The following is a 19,078-nucleotide window of genomic DNA, read 5'->3' on the forward strand; positions in this document are numbered from 1 at the left end:
GACCAACCGCCGCCGGACCTTGGAGGACTGCCGTGGAGCAGCACAAACTCACGATCGACATGAACGAGGCCACGATCGATCAGCTGCGCGACCACCACTTCGCGCTCTTCGGCCTCCACGCGGTCGCCACCTCGGCGAGCGGCGTCCCCACGATCTGGCTCTCGGTCCACTACCTCGAACGCCACCTCGAACTGACGTGGCAGGAGACCTACTCCATGTTCACGGCGCGCCACCAGGGCATGGCGCCGAGCACGAAGATCGTGCCGACGCACAACTACCCGGCGCCGCTGGGCAGCGTCCTGACGGTCTCCGGCAACGACGGCGCCGGCATCGTGACGCCGGGCGGGCCGGCCGGCCACATGGAGATCGACAACACCGGGCGGATGGAGCTCGGCGCCGGCCTGTGCATCCATGACACGCACGGCATGTACCAGCCCGTCGGCATCTTCGACCTGATCGACGTGGACCTGTTCCAGCCGATCCCGAAGGTCGCGTTCTTCTTCTCGCCGATCCCGCACATGGCCGGCGAGGTCGCGACCCGGGCGCTCGGCCCCGGCATCCTGCTGGACTACTCGAAGGCCCGCGACCGCACCTTCTCCGTCGAGTACGACCTGCACGACGGCTGGTCGGTGGGGAACCGCCCCCACGCCCAGCCCATCGCGGCCAACGAGCCGCTCAACCCGCTGCTGCTGGTGCGCTCCTCCGCCCTGCAGGCCCTCGCGATGCAGCGCCAGCGCATCACCTCGGCGTCCAACATCAGGCGTTGAGCACCCAGTCGACCCGGTGCGCCTCGGTGGGGTCGGGCAGTTCCCAGCGCCCCACCATCCGGTCGATCACGCCGTCCGGCACCGGACGCGGGCGGGCCCGGTTGCGGCGGCGCATCACGTCGGGCGGCGCCTCGACGCTGACGATCTCGACCCGGCCGCCGTAGTCGGCGACCAGCCCGATGCAGCGGGCGCGCAGCTGGCGGGTGAGGTTGGTGGCGTTCCAGACGAACGGCGTGCCCGCCCGCAGCAGCACCTTGGCCTGGTCGGTCGCGGCGGCGATCACCGGGCCCTGGTCGCCGGTGGGCTGGACGCCGAGCCGCTCGCGCCAGCCGTCGAGGCTGACGACGGCCACGCCCGGGCGGTTCGCCGCGATCCAGTGGTCCTTGCCGGAGCCGGGCAGCCCCGACATGACGGTGACGGTGACCCTGGTGTCGTCGTAGGCCGCGTAGTCCGCCTCCCGCAGCGGATTGCGGAAGTAGGTGAAGCGGGCGTGGTCCGACGGGAAGCGCCGGGGCTTGTCCAGGCAGTCGTCGTCGCCGGTGTACTGGAGGAAGAGCCCGACGTTGTCGAGCATCCCGGCCTGGTCGGCGCAGACGCGGCCGAGGATGTCGGCGGTGGCCAGCAGCCCCAGGTCGTCGTTGCGGGCCAGCAGGCTGACCCGGTGGACGATCCGGTCGAGCTCGCCGCGCGGCCGCTCCAGAGCCCAGAACGGCACCTGGTGGTGGCGGATCAGCGCGGCGACGTGCTCCCGCCAGGCGATCGGCACGCCCGCCTCCCACAGCACCCGCCGCGCGATGAGGTCGCCGCGCCGCGAGTGGCCGTGGGCGGTGATCCGCCCGTCCTCCTCGACCTGGGTGCAGAACGGCTTCGCCGCGTCGTGCAGCAGGACCGCGGCGAAGAGCCGGACCCGCTCGTCCCGCGGGCGCTCCTGCCACGCCGGCAGCGCAGCGAGGGCCTCGCACGCCAGCCGCGTGTGGGTGGCGACGTCACCCTCCGCGTGGTGCACGGCGTCCTGCGGCACACCGTCCATCCGCCGGACCCAGTCGAACTCGGCACGGACCGCGTCCCACGGCACCGTCCACTCGGGACCGTCCGGGCACAGCCGTTCGAAGCCGTTCACGCGCCGACCCGGTTGGCGACGATCGGCCGGTCCTGCCAATGGCTGCCGGAGTCGAGGATCGCGGTGTGGAAGCTGGGCCGCACCCACTTGTACCGGCCGAGCACCGCGTCGGCGGACTCCAGCTTCAGGTACAACCCCTCCATGTCCTCGGACATGTCGGTCTCCTTGACGACCTGGTCGGGGTCGGCGCCGCCGGCGACCGCGGCCTCGCGCAGCGCGTCACGCCACCCCGGCGTGCGGCAGGTCGAGGGCCCGACGAGCGCGGTCAGCTCGGCGAGCTTGCCGAAGCGGCCGGTGCGCAGCACGGGCACGGAGCTGACGGGCAGCCCTTCGAGCAGCTCACGGCGCCGCACGGTCGACAGGAACGTCTCCGTCTCCCGGTCGAACACGTCGAACTCGCAGAAGTGGTGCGGCAGCGCGTCGTAGAAGACGGTGTGCTTGGCGTAGAGCCACTCGCCGTACATGACGTACCGGTCGGTCAGGACCGGCCGCAGCAGGAACCGGACGGTGGCGGCCCACGCCTTCAACGGCCCGAACTGCTTCTCCCGCGGCCCTCCGGTGAGGTAGTGGCCGCGGGACTGCAGCAGCATCTCCCCACCGGCGTCGAAGCTGACCGCACAGTTCGCCCCGTCGAGCTTCTCCTCCACGACGAGCTCCCGCCCCACCAGCTCCGCGAACGGCACCTGGGCCAGGTCATGGTCGCCCGGCTGCAGACGGGACCCCTGCAGGTGAGGCGTTCTCGGATACTTGCGCAGCACCTGACCGTTGTAGCCGACCGCCCCAAACCCCCGACACCAGTTTTTGCGCTGTGCCCCGCGCACGGCTCCGCCGCGCTCCCCAGCGGGGGACTGCGCTCCACCCGCACCCCCTCAAGACCCATCGCCGGGCCTACCTGTTCGTCACGGCCGCATTCGACACGCTTGCTGCGCGTCGCCCGGCTCGGCGTGCAAGCGGCGCCCGGCCCAAGTGTCGGCGCCATAGGCCCGTCCGGCCGGGACGCCACGTCCGGGCCGGACGACGCGCTCTTGAAAGACAGCAGTCGGCTCGCGGCTCGTCGGAGCCCGGCCAGACGATGACTCGGGTCCATCGGGCGCATTGCACGTGGCTCCCGCCAGACACCGGTCTCTACGCTCCCTGCCATCCCCATCTGGAGTGACGCTCATATGCCTCCGGCGGGCCTCCAGCCGGGGGCCTCTGGGTTCCGGCGGGGCTTAGGTCGGCGCTGGCCTGACGCTATGCGTCAATCTTGACGATGACCGCTTCACCGCCAGCGGCGGCGGCGCGAAAGACCTCCGTGACTGCCTGCGCATCTCTGAGCATGTCCCGCAGCAGAACGGTCCCCCCTCCCCATCCCAGCTCCACCAGCTCGGCTTCAAGCGCGGCACGATGTTCCTCAGCCCAGCGGTCAAGTGGGGCCTCAGCGAAAAATGCCGCCACCTGACGCACGGCATCCGGGGGCATGATGCCAACCAGCCAGTCCTCGTCCCAGTCCCGTGGTAGACGTCTGAACAGCTCCACGGCCGGAGCCTGGGATGCGTCGGTCGCCCCGAAGCGGATCAGAGCCTTCATCAAGTCGCCGGTGTCCTCGGCGCAGGCCACGACCCCCTGACGCTGTTCGCTGCCGAACAGGTCGCTGTGCACGGATGGGACCAGGTCACGGAGCTTTTCGGGGCTGTAGCCACTGGTTGCTTCCGCTGACGTCCTTCTCCAGTAGTGGTCAACTCCCATGAGATCCCCGTTCGTTGCGTCGATGCGCTTCACCGCACGGTCTGCGCTTGCGTGCACCGCCGCGGCATTACCCTGAGAGGTCGCATGCCCTCAGGAAGTACAGCAGCAAAAGTACAGCAACGCACCCCACCGGAGCTGGACCACAGAGAAGCGGGAACCGTTGTGTAGCAACGAATCCAGCTTAACGAAACCGCACTCCGCGACTCCGTAGGTTCAGGGTTCGAGTCCCTGGCGGCCCACCGTGATGCTCCGCGACAAGCCGCGGGCGGGGGATTCTCACCCCCGCTCCCTCTGGAGACTGCTGCCGCGGCGGGTGGCCGGTCATTCGTAGTGGTAGCGGCACTGCGCGATCTGAACCGTGTCGTCGGCGATCCGGTACACCAGGCGGTGCTCATGGTCGATGCGCCGCGAACAGAAGCCCGACCAGTTGTCGCGCAGCTGCTCGGGCCTGCCGATGCCCTCATGACCGTTGCGGCGGATGTCCTCGATCAACGCGTTCACCCGCCGGAGCATCTGCGGTCCTGCTGCCAGCTCAGGTAGTCGTCCCAGCTGCGGCCGGCGAACTGCACCTTCACGCCGCCGGCGCCTCGTCCGGGTCGAGCAGGTCGTGCACCTCGCCGCCGCCGCGGAGCTCCTCGATCGCCTCGTTCAAGCGATGGGCGTTGGCCGGGCTCGCCATCAGGTACGCCGTCTCCTTCAGCGACTCGCACTCACGCAGCGAGATGACCACCGCGGACTCATGGCCGGAGCGGGTGATCACGACCTCCGAGCAGGACCTTGGTGTGCCGGTTCGAGGTCCCGACGGTGGCGCGGTGCAGCCACCCGGGCCTGCGGCCGTACTCGCTGGTGCTCAGCACGAATCCGGGTGCGTCGCCGAACGTGATCGCGCCGTTCATGTTGGCCCGTGACGTCACGTACGCCGCGCTGGATCTGGTCAGCTTTGCCGTCCCCGTCGAGGTCCCAGCGCACGATCCGGGCGTTGGCCGGCTTCGGGGAGTTGACCCCGCCGCGGTCCTTCTTGTATTCGCCGGTGATCAGCGAGTTCGGTGAGCTGCTGCGGTCGAGGCTGATCGACGAGATGCGCAGCGGCCGCTCGGGCGGCTTCACCTGCGGCGTGTAGTAGCCGATCTGCGGGATCGCGTAGCGGTAGTCCGCCGCGTACGCCTTGCCGTCGTGCATCCCGATCTTCTTGCGCGTCGAGTCGGCCCTGGTGCGCCAGACGTTGTCCAGGTCGAAGACCCGGATCGCGTCGGTGTCGGCGACGTAGAGCCCGGTGGCCGACCCACGCGACGCCGCCGGCGTGTGACCGCACCGCCTGGAAGGCCGAGCCATTCACGATGCTGCGGATTCGCACCCGTTCGTGTCGGACCGGACCCCCGCACCGGCCGCCACCGCCTTCCGGCCGGTGCCCGGCACGCTCAGCAGCGTCGCGTAGCCGGCCAGGAACAGGACAACGGCGTTCAGGCAGTGCCACAGGAAGTGGGTACCGGTCGGGATCGCGCCGCACAGCGGGCCGTCGACGGTGCGGAGCGTCAGCGAGACCGCGAACACGCCGGCGGCCGCGAGCAGGGCCCGCCCGGCGGCGCCGTGGGCCGCGACGCCGAAGCCGATGAGCGCGAGCAGCGCCGGCGGGTATCCGCCGAGCGTCGTGCCGGCGCCGGCGGACAGCGCCCAGGTGACGGCGGCGGCGAAGAGCACGAACGCGGGTGCGGCGAGCCAGGCGAGGGCCCAGCGCACACCCCACCGCCGGTGGACCAGGACGGTCACCGTGACCAGGATGAACACCAGGATCGACAGGCTGTCCAGCGCCGCCGTCGGGGCCGTCGCCGCCATGTGGAAGATCCAGCTGCACACGCCCACCAGCGCGATCAGTCCCGGCAGCACCCTGACGCCGCGCGGCGCCGCGCCGGCCCGCCGCAGCACCAGGAACAGCAGCAGCGCGGCGACCAGGAACGCGGCGTTGCTGGCGGCGTTCAGCGGCTCGTTCCACAGGCCCGGCGCCGTCCGTTCGCAGTACGAGTCGACGTACACGCGACCGAGTCTCGCCGGTCCGCGTCACCACGAGGTGCCCGCCGGACGAACCTTCGTGTACGACGGTGGGAGTAGGCGGGGTTACCGCGCTGGGTCGACGACCGGTGGCGCGGCGTGCGGCAGGGTGGGGGGATGAGGTTCACGCCGTGGTGGCGGAAGGCTGTGCAGACGCTGCGTGTCGTCACGGCGGTGGGGTGGCTGGGCAGTGACGTGGTGCTGCTGGCGCTCGGGGTCGCGGGGCTGAGCGGGGTCGTGGACAAGGACGTGGCGTATCCGGCGATGGGCTTCGTCGGGGGCGTCATGTTCGTGCCGCTGTCGGCGGTGCTGGTCGTGTCGGCGGTGCTGGCGACGTGCAAGCCGTGGGAAAGACGAACCGGCCGTGGGGGAAAGAGTGAATCGGGGCCGGTGGGGGTGGCGGGGGCCTAGGGTCGGGTCGACGGCGTCCATCGCGACCAAGGGAGTTTGTGATGACCTCTCGGCTCAATCCGTACCTGAGTTTCCGTGGCAACGCCCGCCAGGCGATGGAGTTCTACCAGAGCGTCTTCGGCGGGACGCTGCGGCTCAACACGTTCGGCGAGTTCAACCCCGAGGCCGGGCCGATCGCGGACCAGATCATGCACGGGCAGCTGGAGACCGCGAGCGGCTACACGATCATGGGGTCCGACACGCCGCCGGAGATGGCGCACAACCCAGGTGACCACATCACGGTCAGCCTCAGCGGTGACGATGCCGCGGAGCTGCGTGGGTACTGGGAGAAGCTGTCCGCGAGCGGGAAGGTGAGCGTCCCGCTGGAGAAGCAGATGTGGGGCGACGAGTTCGGCGCCTGCGTCGACCAGTTCGGCATCCCGTGGATGGTCGACATCGGCACGCAGGCGTAGGGCCGCGGACAAACCGAGCGGCGGGATCCGGGTGCCGGATTCCGCCGCTTTTGCATGCCCGTGTACCGCAAACATCGCATCAGTTTGCTGCAAAGAACCGACAAGGCGACGACAGATCTGGCTGCAACGTTGCGTAAATATTTCGCAGGACCTTGTGGAGTGCGGGATGAGGGTCCTAATGTCACCTCACCCTCATCCTCATGGCGCCGCCCCGCCGTAGAGCGTCTCGGGCGTCCGCCCTCCTCCCGAGAGAATCGAGTCGTCGATGTCACGCAGCATTGGACCCTTACCGCGCTGGGCCGCCGCGGCGACAGCCGCGGCGGTCGGCGTCGGTGTCGTGGTCACCGGTGCCGGCCCGGCCGTCGCCGGAAACCCCGGAGCCGCACCGGCGGTGACCCGCGCCGCCATCGACCCGGCGTTGAGCGCGGGCCGCGGCGCCAGCGTCGCGTTCGTCGAGCAGGAGGCCGAGAAGGCCAAGACGAACGGCACCGTCATCGGGCCGGACCGCACGGCCTACACGCTGCCCGCCGAGGCGTCGGGCCGCAGCGCGGTGAAGCTGCTCCCCGGCCAGTACGTCGAGTTCACGCTGCCGAAGAGCGCCAACGCGATCAACGTGCGCTACAGCATCCCCGACGCGCCCAACGGCGGCGGCATCACCTCGCCGCTGGACGTGACGGTCAACGGCGGCAAGAAGACCACGATGACGCTCACGTCGCAGTACTCGTGGCTGTACAACCAGTACCCGTTCTCGAACGACCCGAACGCGGGCCTGCTGCACCCCGACTGGTGGATCACCGAGTGCGCCTGCGTGCCGGCCGCCACCACGCCCGCGCCGACGATCACCACCCCGTTCCGGCCGAACCACTTCTACGACGAGCAGCGGCTGCTGCTGGGCAAGACGTACAAGGCCGGCGACACGGTGCGGCTGACCGCGCCGAAGAACAGCGCCGCGTGGACGGTCATCGACCTGCTCGACTCCGAGCTCGTCGGTGCCCCGAAGATCAGCATCATCGCGGCGAACGTGCTGCTGTTCGGCGCGGACCCGTCAGGCCGGCGTGACTCGGCCGACGCGATCGACAAGGCCATCGCGTTCGCCAAGAAGACGCACCTGAAGGTCTACATCCCGCCGGGCACGTACCAGGTGAACCGCCACATCCTCGTCGACGACGTCACGATCGAGGGCGCAGGCAACTGGTACACCATCATCAAGGGCAAAGAGGTCGCCCTGAGCACGCCTGCGCCGGACAACTCGATCCACACGGGTGTCGGGTTCTACGGCAAGTATGCCCAGGACGGCGGCAGCAAGAACGTCCACCTGTCCGGCTTCTCGATCATCGGTGACGTGCGCGAGCGCATCGACACCGACCAGGTCAACGGCATCGGCGGCGCGATGAGCGACTCGACGATCGACGGCCTGTACATCCAGCACACCAAGGTCGGCCTGTGGTTCGACGGCCCGATGTCCAACACGAAGATCACCAACAACGTGATCGTCGACCAGATCGCGGACGGCCTCAACTTCCACACCGGCGTCACCAACTCCAGCGTGTCCAACAACTTCGTCCGCAACTCCGGCGACGACGGCCTGGCCATGTGGTCGGAGAAGACGGCGAACGCGGGCAACACGTTCGACCACAACACGGTGCAGACCCCGGTCCTCGCCAACGGCATCGCGATCTACGGCGGCAAGGACACCACGGTGTCCAACAACCTCGTCGCGGACCCGATCCGTGAGGGCAGCGCGATCCACATCGGCTCCCGCTTCGGCGCGGAGGCGTTCACCGGCTACGTGAAGGTCACCGACAACACGACGGTCCGCGCCGGCACGTACGAGCTGAACTGGAACATCGGCCTCGGCGCCATCTGGTTCATGGCGCTCGACAAGAGCATCGACGCCGACATCCAGGTCACCGGGGACCACTTCCTCGACAACACCTACAACGCGATCATGATGGTCTCGGACTGGCCGGTGAAGGACCTCTACTCCATCAACGGCGTGAAGTTCAAGGACATCCGGGTCGACGGCACGGGCACCTCGGTGCTCAGCGCCCGGGTCGCCGGCTCCGCCTCGTTCGAGAACGTGGACGCCCGCAACGTCGGCGCCGTCGGCATCAACAACTGCGGCACGTTCCACTTCACCCCGGCCGGCTCCGAGTTCTCGGTCGTCGACAAGGGCGGCAACGACGGCGGCGGCACCACGGGCCCGTGGCTCGCGTCGTGGGAGCTGCCGAACACCATCACCTGCGACGACCGCCCGCCGGTCGTCGTGCCCCCGGCGCCTCAGCCGTGGTAACAGCACAACGGTGAACCGGTAAGCCGGTGAAGCCGGGAAGGGCGGGCGCTTCGGGGGCGCCCGCCCTTCCTTGTTCTTCCCGTGTGCCGGAGGTGGGGTTTTCCCCACCTCCGACCGGCGCGCTGGCGCCACTGACCCGCGGCGCGGCACGGCGAAGAGTTATCGGCATGGATTTCAACGTCTCCCGCCGGGCGGTGCTCGGGACCGGCGTCGGCCTCGGTGCCGGCCTCGTCACCGGTACCGGTACCGCCGCTGCCGCCACCCGGGGCGCCGTCGCGATCGTCGGCTGCACCGTCATCGACGCGACCGGCGCGCCGCCCCGCCACGACATGACCGTCCTCGCCCGCGGCGACCGGATCGCCGCGCTCGGGCCGGCACGGAGCGTCCGGATCCCCGGCGACGCCGCGGTCGTCGACGGCCGCCGCCGGTTCGTCATCCCGGGCCTCACCGACGCGCACGTGCACAGCAGCGGCATCGACACGGTCGACCCGCCGCTCTACCTCGTCAACGGCGTCACCACCGTGCGGGAGATGTCGGGCTACCCGACGCTGCACGAGTGGCGGCGGCGGGTCGCCGAGGGAACGCTCCTCGGCCCACGGTCGGTGATCGCCAGCCCGCTCATCGACGGGTCGCCGTCGCTGTGGACGGGGCTCGGCGCGCCCTACGTCGAGGTCGCCGACGCGGCGCAGGCCCGGGCGGCGGTCCGGCAGGTCGCCGCCGACGGGGCCGACTTCGTCAAGGTGTACAGCCGGCTGTCCGCGGAATCGTTCACCGCGATCGCGCAGGAGGCGCACCGGCTCGGGCTGGAGTTCGCCGGGCACTGCCCCGACGCCGTGCTGGTGACCGCCGCGAGCGACCTGGGGCAGCGCAGCTTCGAGCACGTCTTCACCACCTGGTACGCCACCTCCGGCCACGAGGACGAGATCCGCCGCGCCCTGTCCCGGCTGGTGGTCGAGGCCGGCGACTACAACGGCTGGCTGCACCGGGTCCACCCGCTCGAGGTCACCGCGGCCCGGACGTTCGACCCGCTGCGGGCCGCCCGCGTCTTCCGGCGGCTGCGCGGCAACGACAGCCACCAGACGCCGACGCTCGTCATGCACCGCGTCCTGGACCTGCCGGGCACCGTCGACGCCGACGACCCGCGCCTGCGGTACATCCCCGCGGAGGTCCGCGCCGGGTGGGACTTCGCGATGCAGGAGATCTACCTCGACGGGCGCACCCCGCAGGAGGCCGCCGAGCACGAGGAGCTCTTCGGGCACCGGGTCCGGTTCGTCGGCGCGCTGCACCGCGCGGGCGTGCCGGTGCTGGCCGGGACCGACACCGGCACGTCCTACGTGTACCCCGGGTTCAGCCTGCACGACGAGCTGGAGCTGCTGGTCCGGGCCGGCCTGCCGCCGATGCGCGCGCTGCAGGCGGCGACCCGCGACCCGGCGCGGTTCCTCGGGCTCGGCTCCGGCACAGTGCGGCAGGGGGCGGCGGCCGACCTGGTGGTGCTGGACGCCGACCCGCTCGCCGACATCCGCAACACCCGGCGGATCCACGCCGTCGTCGTCCGGGGCGAGCTGATCACGCCGGAGCGGCGCGACGCGATGCTGGAGGCGGTGGCCGCGGCGGCCCGGACCGTGCCGCCGGGCGTGGCGGTGGCCGGGTGCCGGTGCTGACCGTGGTGCCTGCCGCGTGCTTGCCCTTGCGTGCGGGCCTTCGCGTGCGCGACCGGCGGGCGGTCGCGGGCGCCGGCGCGGTGCCGGGGCTAGCCGTGCAGGACCGGCGGGCGGGGAACGACGGGCGGCGGCAGGAAGAGCAGGCGGTCGTTGTACGCGGCGGTGTCGTCGGGGCTCACGCCGCAGCGCAGCGCCAGGTCCAGCATCGACACGAACGGGCCGCGGGCGGCGCGGTCCGCGATGACCCGGTGCGCCACGGCCGGGCGCATGCCCCTGATGTCGAGCAGCACGTGGTCGGGCACGGCGTTGACGTCGATGAGGCCGCCGTCGTTGTGCCGGCGGGGCAGGTCGGGCCGGCCGATCGCGAGCGCGAACCGGGCCACCGGGCTGGTGACCAGCAGCTGCCGGGCGCGCTCGCGCCGCTCGAGCGGGCCGCTGCGGCGGCGCCGCCACAGGTGCCGCAGGTGCTCGTTGATCAGCAGGACGTGGACGGGCGCGCCGAGCGAGACGCTGAAGAGCGACAGCATCGCGACCGCCTCCGCCAGCGGTGGCTGCGACAGGTCGTCCTCGAGGTAGATGATCTCGACGGTCCAGTACGTCACCGCCACGGCGAGGTACCCGAGGGCGACGGCGAGCAGCGGACGGCTGCGCCGGCGGGCACCGTGGTACAGGAACGGCACCCAGGCGAACGTGGACAGCGTGCAGGCGCTGAGGACGATGCCGACCAGCGTCTCGATCCAGGTGATCCACGGCTGCCGGTTGAACTCGTGGCCGAAGTACGGGTCGACCCCGACGGCGAAGGGTGGCCAGCGCCGCATCCCCACCGGCGCCGCCACCAGCATCGGCATCGGGAACAGCACCGGCGGAGGGGGCGGGGGCCCGGGTGCGGCCAGGAACGGTGCGGGGCTGACGGAGGACTCCACCGGCGCCGGGCTGACCGGCTCCCACGACGCCGCGGAGATCGGCGCGGCGGAGGACGACGACGGTGCGGTGTGCGTCGGCGGTACCGGCGACGACGGCAGCGCCAGGGTGGGGTCGGAGCGCAGGATGCGCCGCTGGAGGTCCTGCAGCGGCTCGCCGGGCTCGATGCCGTGCTGGTCGTCCAGCCGTGACCGCAGCTCCCGGAAGGTCTGCAGCGCGTCCGTGGGGCGGCCGCTGCGGTACAGCGACAGCATGAGCAGCTGGCGGAGCCGCTCGTGCAGGGGGAACTCCTCGACGAGGGCGGTCAGGTCGGCGACGAGCTCCCGGTGCTCGCCGCGGCGCAGCCGGATCTCCGCGAGCGCCTCGGACGCCGACACGCGCCGCTCGCCGAGCCGCACCCGCACCGCCTCGAACGCCGGCCCGCCGAGACCCGCGAACGGCTCGCCCTTCCACAGCCGCAGCCCGGCCCGGAAGCCGTCGGCGGCGTCGTCGTCGCGGCCGGCGGCGTGCGCGGCGGTGGCCGCGTCGACGTGCGCCTCGAACTCGGTCACGTCGACGGCGGCCGGCTCGATCGCCAGCCGGTAGCCGCCCTCGTCGAGGGTCAGCAGGCGCGACGGGGTCCGCGGCGACCGGTCCGGCTCCAGCAGGCGGCGCAGCGCGGCGACGTACTTCTGCAGGACGTTGGTCGCGTTCTCCGGAAGCGCGTTGTCAGGGAGGTCGTGCGGCCAGACGGCGTCGATGATCTGAGCGGGTGGCACGGGACGGCCGGGCTGCAGGAGCAGGACGCCGAGGACGGCGCGCTGCTTGGCGGGGCCGAGGTTGACCGGTCGCTCGCCGGCCCAGGCCCGCAGCGGGCCGAGGATCTCGAAGCGGAATCCGCCGTCCATCCAATCCCTCGTGCTGTGGTCCGGCAGAAAGCTGCTGGTCAGTGCCGCAGACGGTCGGACGGCAGCATACCGGCAGCGGCACGGCAGTGGGAACCGGCAGCATTTCGGCGGTCGGGACGGGCCGGCGACTCAGACGGGGGGTCGCCGTCCCGCTCGGACCTACTGGGCGGACGCCCGGGTCAGTCGGTCGCGGATCGCCAGCCAGTCGTCGCCGTGGGGCGGGTGCTGGGCCAGGATCGTCGCCACGCCGGCGTCGTCGAGGCGGTGCAGGGCGGCGTACAGGTCGGCGCCGTACTCGAGCGGGTCCGCGGACAGCAGCTCGACGTGCGCCCCCTCGGCGGCCGCCGGCAGGTGCGTGAGGATGCCGACGGTCCCCGGGTCGGACCCTTCCGCCAGCGCGGCGGGGTCGTCGACGAGCCGGAGCCGGGCCCGCGGCGCGTAGTGGCGATGCGCGAGGCCCGGCGACCGTACCTCCGGAGCGGCCTCGGCGGAGCCCGGCAGTTGCAGCGCGCCGACCACGTCGCGGATCGCCCGCAGGCTCAGCGCGCCCGGACGCAGCAGCCGCGGCGGCGACACGGTCACGTCGACGACGGTGGACTCGATGCCGAGCCGGCACGCGCCGCCGTCCAGGACCAGCGGCACGTCCGGCAGGCTGCGGATCACGTGCTCCGCGGTCGTCGGCGAGATGCTCTCGGACCGGTTCGCGCTCGGCGCCGCCAGGGGCAGCCCGCACTCGCGCAGCAGGGCCAGCGCGACCGGGTGGGCCGGGACCCGGATCGCGATGGTCGGCGGCCCGCCGTTCGCCGGCAGGTGGTGCGCGCGCTCCACGACGAGGCTGAGCGGCCCGGGCCAGAACCGCTCGGCGAGCAGGCGCGCCGCCGGAGGCCACTCGTGCGCGAGCGCCTCGGCCTCCGCGGTCGTCGCGACGTGCACGATGAGCGGGTTCCACGAGGGGCGGTGCTTCAACCGGTACACCTCGGCGACGGCCCGGGCGGAGAACGCGTGCGCGCCGAGCCCGTAGACCGTCTCGGTCGGGAACGCGCAGACGGACTCCTGCCGCAGCAGCTCGGCGGCGCGGCGCAGCCCGGCCGCGTCGGCGGCGACCACCCGGTTCATGCCCGCAACACTAGAGGGTCGCGCAGCCGCACCCCGTTGAGCATCGCCGCCGGCCCGCCCCCGAACGAGGTGAGCTTGCGCTGCACGAAGCCGGGCAGCCGCGGCAGCACGCGCAGCGCCTGGGCCGTCGTCCAGACCTGCAGCTCGCTGCGCGGGATCAGGGTGCCGAGGACCGAGGGGCCGATCGTGCGGCTGGCCGCGACCGCGCCGGCCATGGCCCGCTCGTACGCCGCGAACCCCGGCGCATGGTCGTCGCCGGCCGCCGCCAGCTCGGAGGCGAGGACATACGAGCCGACGATCGCGAGGCTGCTGCCGCCGCCGACCGCGGGGCCGGGCCCGTAGCCCGCGTCGCCCGCGAGGGTGATCCGCCCCCGGGACCAGGACGGCAGCCGGATCTGGCTGATCGAGTCGAGGTAGAAGTCGTCGGCGGCGTCCAGGTGCTCCAGCAGGCGCGGCACCTCCCAGCCGAGGCCGGCGCAGACGTCGCGCCGGAGATGAGCACGTGCGGCCGTCGCCTCACCACCCTGCTCTTCGGCCCTGCCCCGACCCGACCCTCGCCCACCGGACCCGGGCGATCGTCGCGGTCGGCGGCCTCAGCGACTGCACGGCCATGCTCACCGACGTCCCCGAGCCCGACCTCAAGACCGCCGTCCTCGACGCCGTCTGCGCCACCCTCGGCTAGCCGCCCCCGGTCACCTGTCGTGCTGGGACGAACGTCGACACGGTGGCCTGGGTGGCCTGGGTGGCCTGGTCGTCTCAGATCGGCTGCCGTGCGGCTCTGGGGCGGCCGTGCGCATGGCCTCCGCGGTCCGGGGCTGGGTGCTCGTGTGGCCTCGGGTCGGGCACTCGCGTGGCCCACGAGTCGGGCAGGCGCTGAGCCGCGGGTCGGCTGCCGTGCGGCCTCAGGTCAGGCATCCGTCCAGCTGTGAGGCTGGCTGCCGTGTGGCTCTGGGGCGTCCGTCCGTGTGGCCTCGGGTCAGGCGGTCGCGTGGCCCGCGAGTTGGGCGTCCACGTTGCGTCTCTGGTCAGGCTGCCGTGTTGCCTGCGGGTCGGGTGTCCGCGTTGTGCCCCTGGTCGGGTGTCCGCGCTGTGCTTCGGGTCAGGCGGTCGCGTGGTCGCCGGGGCGGGCGTCCGCGCTGTGGCCTGAGTCGGCGAGGCGGGTCAGCCACTCGTCGAGCAGGGCACGCTCGGCGCCGGTCAGGGCCGTGACCCCCGGCAGCGCTGCCCGTAGCGCCCCCGCGGCGCCCGCCGGGCTGGCATCGCCGCCGTCGTCGGCCGCTCGCTCGCTTGTGACGGCCGCGATGATCGACTCGCGGGCGAGGACCGACAGTGCGGGGTCGCGGGCCTCCGGTGGCAGCGCGATCAGCGTCAGCGTCATGCCGCATCCCGCCGCGTGGATCAGGTGCGCGGCCCGCTCCTCGCTCACCCGCAGCCGGCCGGCCGCCGCGATCCGCTTCACCTGCCCCGCCAGCACCTCGGCCGCCGCGCGCGCCGCGGGCGACTCGACGCCGGGCCGGGGCTCGCCGTAGATCAGCGTATAGACGGCGGGGTGCTCCAGTCCGAACGCGACGTGCAGATCCCACCCCCTCCGCAGATCCTCCACAGGATCCCCCGTCTCCGGCAGCCCCATCTTGCCACCCAGGTACGACACAAAACCGTGGCTCGCGACGGTGTCCAGCAGGCCCTGCTTGTCGCCGAAGAGCCGGTAGATGGTCGGGGCCTGCACGCCGGCGGCGGCGCTGACCGCGCGCGTCGAGATCGCCTCGCGGCCACCCTCGTTCAGCAGGGCCGCGGCGGCTTCGACGATCTTTTCGCGGGTAGTGGTCACGGTAACAACGCTAACACTTGCATGTTATCGAGTGAATGCTAACGTGAAGTTGTTAGCAACGATAACAAGGAGGTCGTCATGGACAGGGTTGCCGTCGTCACCGGAGGGTCGCGCGGGATCGGGCGGGCCGTCGCGCTGCGGCTGGCGCAGGACGGGCAGGCCGTCGTCGTCGCCTACGGGCACGCGCCCGCCGCCGCGGACAGCGTCGTCACCGAGATCACCGACAAGGGTGGGCGGGCGCTGGCAGTACAGGCGGACGTCGCCGACGAGAGCGCCGTCGCCGCCCTGTTCGACACGGCGGAGCGGCAGCTCGGCGGCGTCGACGTGGTCGTCAACGCGGCCGGGATCATGGTCCTGGCGCCGCTGGCCGAGCTCGACCTCGACGACCTGGACCGCGTGCACCGCACCAACATCCGCGGCACGTTCGTCGTCGGCCGGGAGGCCGCCCGCAGGGTGCGCCGCGGCGGCGCGATCATCAACTTCTCGACGTCGATCACGCGGCTGTCGCTGCCGACCTACGCCGCGTACGCCGCGAGCAAGGCCGCCGTCGAGGCGATCAGCCCGATCCTCGCCAAGGAGCTGCGCGGCCGCGACGTCACCGTCAACGCCGTCGCGCCCGGGCCGACCGCCACCGACCTGTTCCTCGACGGCAAGGACGACGCCACGGTCGAGCGCATGGCGAAGATGAACCCGATGGAGCGCCTCGGCACCCCCGAAGACATCGCCGAGGTCGTGTCTTCCCTGGCAGGACCCGCCCGCTGGGTCAACGGCCAGACGATCTACGTCAACGGCGGGGCCGCCTGACCACGCGGCGGCACCCGTAAACACGCAGTGTCGTCGGACTCTTGTCTCATCGCCGGCAGACGACACCTGCGACGGGGATGTACCGTGTCGGGCACGAGGACGAATTCAAGTTGTCACGACGCCCGGGCGCGGCACTGCCACCGCCTCCCGGAGCGCGGGAAACGGGGAGCCGACATGGGACGTGGACGGGCCAAGGCCAAGCAGACGCGGATCGCCCGGGAGCTGAAGTACTTCACCCCGCCGACCGACCTCACCGCCCTCCAGCACGAGCTCGCCGGTGCACCCACCCCGGAGCACGACGACGCCGATCAGGGCGACTACTACTACACCCCGGACCGCGACGACCGCACGTCGCGCTAGCGGCCGCCCACCGCGGCGGCGACGATCCGCCGGAAGGGGTCGGGGGCCGACAGCATCGGGAAGTGGTCCGCCCGGGGGATGACCGTGAGGGTCGCCCCGGGCGTCCGCGACGCGATCCGCTCGGCCCACAGCTGGGTGGCGGCGAAGTCGTGGCCGCCCACGACCACGCTGACCGGCGTGGTGATCTCGTGGAGGCGGTGCTTCACCGGCGGGTCGAGCTCGGTGCCGAGCGACTCCGGCAGCCGGATCCAGTAGGTGTTCGCGACCTGCAGCCCGACCATCAGGCGCCGGTCGGGCTCGTCGAGGGCGGCGCCCCACGCGCCGATGTCGCGGGCGGCGTAGGCATGGATGTCGGCCTCACCGATGATGCCGGCGAAGTGCTCCCGCATGACCGCGTACGCCGCGGACTCCGCGGGGCTCGGGTCGGGGAAGTCGCCGAACGCGCCGCCGGCCGCCACCACGTGCCGCACCCGTTGCGGGTACCGGTGGGCGAAGGCGAGCGCGCGGCGCGCCCCGTCGGACACGCCGACCAGTACCGCGGCATCCACGGCGAACGCGTCGAGCACGGCGGCGAGGTCGTCCAGCTCGCTGTAGGGCCTCGTGGCGTGCGACGACAGGCCCATGTCGCGGTGGTCGAAGGTGATGACCCGGGCGAACCCGGCCAGCCACGGGACCGTCGAGTCCCACATCCGCAGATCCGCGGCGCCGGCGTTGAGCAGGACCACGTCCGGGCCTTCGCCGCGGATCTGCGCGTGGAGATGACCGTCTTCGACGTCGATGAACACCCGGGAAGCTTAGACGTCGATGGACGCCCGGGAAGCTCAGAAGACCCGCAGCTCGTAGATCCGGGTGGCGACCTCGGTCGTCTGGGTGGGCGTCACGACGTTGAGCCGCACGTACCGGCCGGAGACGCCGCTGACGGGGTGGCTGGTGTTCGCCGCGGTGTTGGCGGTGACGTTCACGACCTGCGTCCAGGTGGTGCCGTCGTTGGACACCGAGATCGTGAACGCCTTCGTGTTCATGCTCGCGGCCTCGCCGCCGGCCTGCGCGTGCGCCAGCTCGAAGCGGCTCAGCGAACGCGTCGAGCCCAGGTCGACCTGTAGCCACGCGCCGGCGCCCGACGAGCAGAACTTGTCGGAGTTGCCGCCGCTGACGCTGCCGTTGACGGCCTTCTCCGGCCCCTCCGACGCCGCGCACGGCGTGCTGCCGGTCGCGGGCCGGCCCTGCGCGACGTTGACCCCGGCGCCGACCGGCGCCCCGATCACCACGTTGTCGAACGCCGCGGCCGCGTTGTACACCCGCACCCCGTCGCTGCCGGACGCGAACGTGCCGTCCGTGACGCTGATCCGCGGGTTGGTCATGTCGTCCACGTACACCTTGATCGACGACCCGATCGCGGTGACCCGCAGGTGGTAGCTGGTGCCGGCGGTGACGGTCAGGTTCGCGGTGCCCAGCTGGGTCCAGTTGTTGGCGGCGCGGCCGAGCACGACCCGTCCGGCGGGGCTGATGCCGGCGTAGTAGCCGTTGTAGCTGTCGGCGCCGGTGGCCGCGTTGCTGACCCGGAACGTCAGGCCCGCGTCGCCGCCGCCGGACGTGACGGTCACGTCGGCGTCGTAGGAGAAGTCGCCGAAGTTGGTGTCCAGCTGCGCCTTGCCGCCGAGCGAGCTGCCGGCCTGATATCTGCCGCCGGAGACCGAGAACGCGCCGCCGTACGTCTTCCAGCCCAGCGCGTTGCCGTCGGCGAAGTTGTCCTTCACCCGCATGGTGACCCGCTGGATGGTGCCGTCGGCGTTGAACGTCATCCGGTCGTAGGCGAGCTGCCGGTGGTTGCCGTCGGTCTCGCTGAGCGGCCGGCGGTGGTAGAGGATGTACCAGGTGTCGGTGCCCGGCACGTTGATCACCGAGTTGTGCCCGGACCCGCGGGCGACGGCGGCGTCCTGGGTGAGGACCCTGTCCAGCTTGGTGAACGGGCCGGTCGGCGAGTTCGCGATCGCGTAGGACACCGAGTAGTCCGGGCCGGTCCAGCCGCCCTCGGACCACATCAGGTAGTACTTGCCGTTGCGCTTGAACATCTGCGGGCCCTCGGTGTACCCCGACGGCGTGATCTCCTTGAACGTGCTGCCGTCGCTGAACGTGCCGAGGCTGGTCATGTCGGCGTTGAGCTTGGCGACGTTCGCGTGGCCCCAGCCGCCGTAGTAGATGTACGCCTGGCCGTCGTCGTCGATGAACACGTCCTGGTCGATCGGCTGCGCGCCGTTGTAGAACTGCCCGATCAGCGGCCGGCCGATCGCGTCCCGGTAGGGCCCGGCCGGGTTGTCGGCCACGGCGACGCCGATCCCGCCGAGCTGCGAGTTGTTCTGGATGTCGTTGGCGCCGAAGTACAGGTAGTACCTGCCGTTGCGCTGGATCGGGGCGGGCGCCCACATCGCCTGCGTGGCCCACGACACGTTGGCCTTGGTGAGCACGTTGGGGTGCCTGGTCCAGTTGACCAGGTCGGTGGAGGAGAACGCGTCGAGGTAGGTCTGCTCCCCGTACGACTTCGACGTCGTCGGGTACACCCAGAACGTGTTGTTGTAGACCGCGACGTCAGGGTCGGCGTACCACCCGTCGACGATCGGGTTGCCCGACTCGGCGGTCGTGTGGTCGGGGATCGCGGCGGCGGCCGCGACGGGCGCGAGCGCGCT

19 protein-coding genes and 2 pseudogenes are annotated in these 19,078 nt (G+C 71.7%); 8 read left to right on the forward strand and 13 right to left on the reverse strand.

The window, feature by feature from the left end:
* The first annotated feature begins 32 nt into the window (after positions 1-32).
* Positions 33-767, forward strand: coding sequence for a hypothetical protein (locus tag ACQEVZ_RS28110; RefSeq protein ID WP_433371822.1), 735 nt, complete (start codon positions 33-35; stop codon positions 765-767).
* On the opposite strand, the gene ACQEVZ_RS28115 is transcribed toward ACQEVZ_RS28110, so the two are convergent.
* The 7 genes and pseudogenes from ACQEVZ_RS28115 to ACQEVZ_RS28145 all read right to left on the reverse strand — a co-directional run bounded on the left by ACQEVZ_RS28115 (position 757) and on the right by ACQEVZ_RS28145 (position 5,646).
* Positions 757-1,887 carry an AAA family ATPase gene (locus ACQEVZ_RS28115; RefSeq protein WP_433371825.1) on the reverse strand — a complete coding sequence of 377 codons (1,131 nt, stop codon included), beginning with the start codon at positions 1,885-1,887 and terminating at the stop codon, positions 757-759. The genes ACQEVZ_RS28110 and ACQEVZ_RS28115 overlap by 11 nt on opposite strands.
* Positions 1,884-2,645 carry an RNA ligase family protein gene (locus ACQEVZ_RS28120; RefSeq protein ID WP_433371828.1) on the reverse strand — a complete coding sequence of 254 codons (762 nt, stop codon included), beginning with the start codon at positions 2,643-2,645 and terminating at the stop codon, positions 1,884-1,886. The genes ACQEVZ_RS28115 and ACQEVZ_RS28120 overlap by 4 nt, the downstream gene beginning before the upstream one ends.
* A gap of 475 nt (positions 2,646-3,120) precedes the next feature.
* Positions 3,121-3,648 carry a hypothetical protein gene (locus ACQEVZ_RS28125; RefSeq protein WP_433371831.1) on the reverse strand — a complete coding sequence of 176 codons (528 nt, stop codon included), beginning with the start codon at positions 3,646-3,648 and terminating at the stop codon, positions 3,121-3,123.
* A 288-nt stretch (positions 3,649-3,936) separates the two neighbouring features.
* A pseudogene (locus tag ACQEVZ_RS28130) lies at positions 3,937-4,190 on the reverse strand (Txe/YoeB family addiction module toxin).
* The gene (locus ACQEVZ_RS28135; protein WP_433371834.1) at positions 4,187-4,375 is read right to left on the reverse strand and encodes a type II toxin-antitoxin system Phd/YefM family antitoxin; all 189 of its coding nucleotides are present in this window, start codon (positions 4,373-4,375) and stop codon (positions 4,187-4,189) included. Before ACQEVZ_RS28135 ends, ACQEVZ_RS28130 begins: the two are co-directional and overlap by 4 nt.
* The gene (locus tag ACQEVZ_RS28140) at positions 4,372-4,794 is read right to left on the reverse strand and encodes a hypothetical protein (RefSeq protein ID WP_433371837.1); all 423 of its coding nucleotides are present in this window, start codon (positions 4,792-4,794) and stop codon (positions 4,372-4,374) included. Before ACQEVZ_RS28140 ends, ACQEVZ_RS28135 begins: the two co-directional genes overlap by 4 nt.
* A 153-nt stretch (positions 4,795-4,947) precedes the next feature.
* Positions 4,948-5,646: a ceramidase domain-containing protein gene (locus ACQEVZ_RS28145; protein WP_433371840.1), complete on the reverse strand. Its 699-nt coding sequence runs from the start codon at positions 5,644-5,646 to the stop codon at positions 4,948-4,950.
* Positions 5,647-5,778: 132 nt separating this feature from the next.
* Here ACQEVZ_RS28145 and ACQEVZ_RS28150 point away from each other — a divergent pair, with 132 nt between their 5' ends.
* The 4 genes from ACQEVZ_RS28150 to ACQEVZ_RS28165 all read left to right on the forward strand — a co-directional run bounded on the left by ACQEVZ_RS28150 (position 5,779) and on the right by ACQEVZ_RS28165 (position 10,478).
* Positions 5,779-6,072: a hypothetical protein gene (locus ACQEVZ_RS28150; RefSeq protein WP_433371843.1), complete on the forward strand. Its 294-nt coding sequence runs from the start codon at positions 5,779-5,781 to the stop codon at positions 6,070-6,072.
* A 41-nt stretch (positions 6,073-6,113) separates the two neighbouring features.
* Positions 6,114-6,524, forward strand: a complete 411-nt coding sequence (locus ACQEVZ_RS28155) for a VOC family protein (RefSeq protein WP_433371846.1) — start codon at positions 6,114-6,116, stop codon at positions 6,522-6,524.
* Positions 6,525-6,789: 265 nt separating this feature from the next.
* Positions 6,790-8,817, forward strand: coding sequence for a glycosyl hydrolase family 28-related protein (locus ACQEVZ_RS28160; RefSeq protein ID WP_433371849.1), 2,028 nt, complete (start codon positions 6,790-6,792; stop codon positions 8,815-8,817).
* A gap of 167 nt (positions 8,818-8,984) precedes the next feature.
* On the forward strand, positions 8,985-10,478 hold the full coding sequence (locus ACQEVZ_RS28165; RefSeq protein WP_433371852.1) for an amidohydrolase family protein: 1,494 nt from the start codon (positions 8,985-8,987) through the stop codon (positions 10,476-10,478).
* Positions 10,479-10,567: 89 nt separating this feature from the next.
* Here the strand turns inward: ACQEVZ_RS28165 and ACQEVZ_RS28170 are convergent, their stop codons facing one another.
* The 3 genes from ACQEVZ_RS28170 to ACQEVZ_RS28180 all read right to left on the reverse strand — a co-directional run bounded on the left by ACQEVZ_RS28170 (position 10,568) and on the right by ACQEVZ_RS28180 (position 13,860).
* Complete coding sequence (locus tag ACQEVZ_RS28170) at positions 10,568-12,286, reverse strand: BTAD domain-containing putative transcriptional regulator (protein ID WP_433371855.1); 1,719 nt, start codon at positions 12,284-12,286, stop codon at positions 10,568-10,570.
* A gap of 159 nt (positions 12,287-12,445) precedes the next feature.
* A complete protein-coding gene (locus ACQEVZ_RS28175) occupies positions 12,446-13,402 on the reverse strand; it encodes an L-threonylcarbamoyladenylate synthase (RefSeq protein WP_433371858.1) in 957 nt (318 codons plus the stop codon).
* On the reverse strand, positions 13,399-13,860 hold the full coding sequence (locus ACQEVZ_RS28180) for a hypothetical protein (RefSeq protein WP_433371861.1): 462 nt from the start codon (positions 13,858-13,860) through the stop codon (positions 13,399-13,401). The genes ACQEVZ_RS28175 and ACQEVZ_RS28180 overlap by 4 nt, the downstream gene beginning before the upstream one ends.
* Before the next feature lie 44 nt (positions 13,861-13,904).
* Between ACQEVZ_RS28180 and ACQEVZ_RS28185 the strand changes: the two genes are divergently transcribed.
* Complete coding sequence (locus ACQEVZ_RS28185) at positions 13,905-14,084, forward strand: hypothetical protein (protein ID WP_433371864.1); 180 nt, start codon at positions 13,905-13,907, stop codon at positions 14,082-14,084.
* A 417-nt stretch (positions 14,085-14,501) separates the two neighbouring features.
* Here ACQEVZ_RS28185 and ACQEVZ_RS28190 read toward each other — a convergent pair whose 3' ends face one another.
* A complete protein-coding gene (locus ACQEVZ_RS28190; protein WP_433371867.1) occupies positions 14,502-15,230 on the reverse strand; it encodes a TetR/AcrR family transcriptional regulator in 729 nt (242 codons plus the stop codon).
* A 78-nt stretch (positions 15,231-15,308) separates the two neighbouring features.
* Between ACQEVZ_RS28190 and ACQEVZ_RS28195 the strand changes: the two genes are divergently transcribed.
* Both ACQEVZ_RS28195 and ACQEVZ_RS28200 read left to right on the forward strand, forming a co-directional pair.
* A complete protein-coding gene (locus ACQEVZ_RS28195) occupies positions 15,309-16,034 on the forward strand; it encodes an SDR family oxidoreductase (RefSeq protein ID WP_344501157.1) in 726 nt (241 codons plus the stop codon).
* A gap of 174 nt (positions 16,035-16,208) precedes the next feature.
* The gene (locus ACQEVZ_RS28200; protein ID WP_344501158.1) at positions 16,209-16,394 is read left to right on the forward strand and encodes a DUF3073 domain-containing protein; all 186 of its coding nucleotides are present in this window, start codon (positions 16,209-16,211) and stop codon (positions 16,392-16,394) included.
* Here ACQEVZ_RS28200 and ACQEVZ_RS28205 read toward each other — a convergent pair.
* Positions 16,391-17,179 carry an alpha/beta fold hydrolase gene (locus ACQEVZ_RS28205; protein ID WP_433371871.1) on the reverse strand — a complete coding sequence of 263 codons (789 nt, stop codon included), beginning with the start codon at positions 17,177-17,179 and terminating at the stop codon, positions 16,391-16,393. The genes ACQEVZ_RS28200 and ACQEVZ_RS28205 overlap by 4 nt on opposite strands.
* A gap of 36 nt (positions 17,180-17,215) precedes the next feature.
* Positions 17,216-19,006 (reverse strand): annotated as a pseudogene (locus tag ACQEVZ_RS28210) (family 43 glycosylhydrolase); the annotation flags it as partial.
* Positions 19,007-19,078 lie beyond the last annotated feature (72 nt).

It is taken from the genome of Dactylosporangium sp. CA-152071 (assembly GCF_050936335.1).
Lineage (GTDB): Bacteria > Actinomycetota > Actinomycetes > Mycobacteriales > Micromonosporaceae > Dactylosporangium > Dactylosporangium maewongense.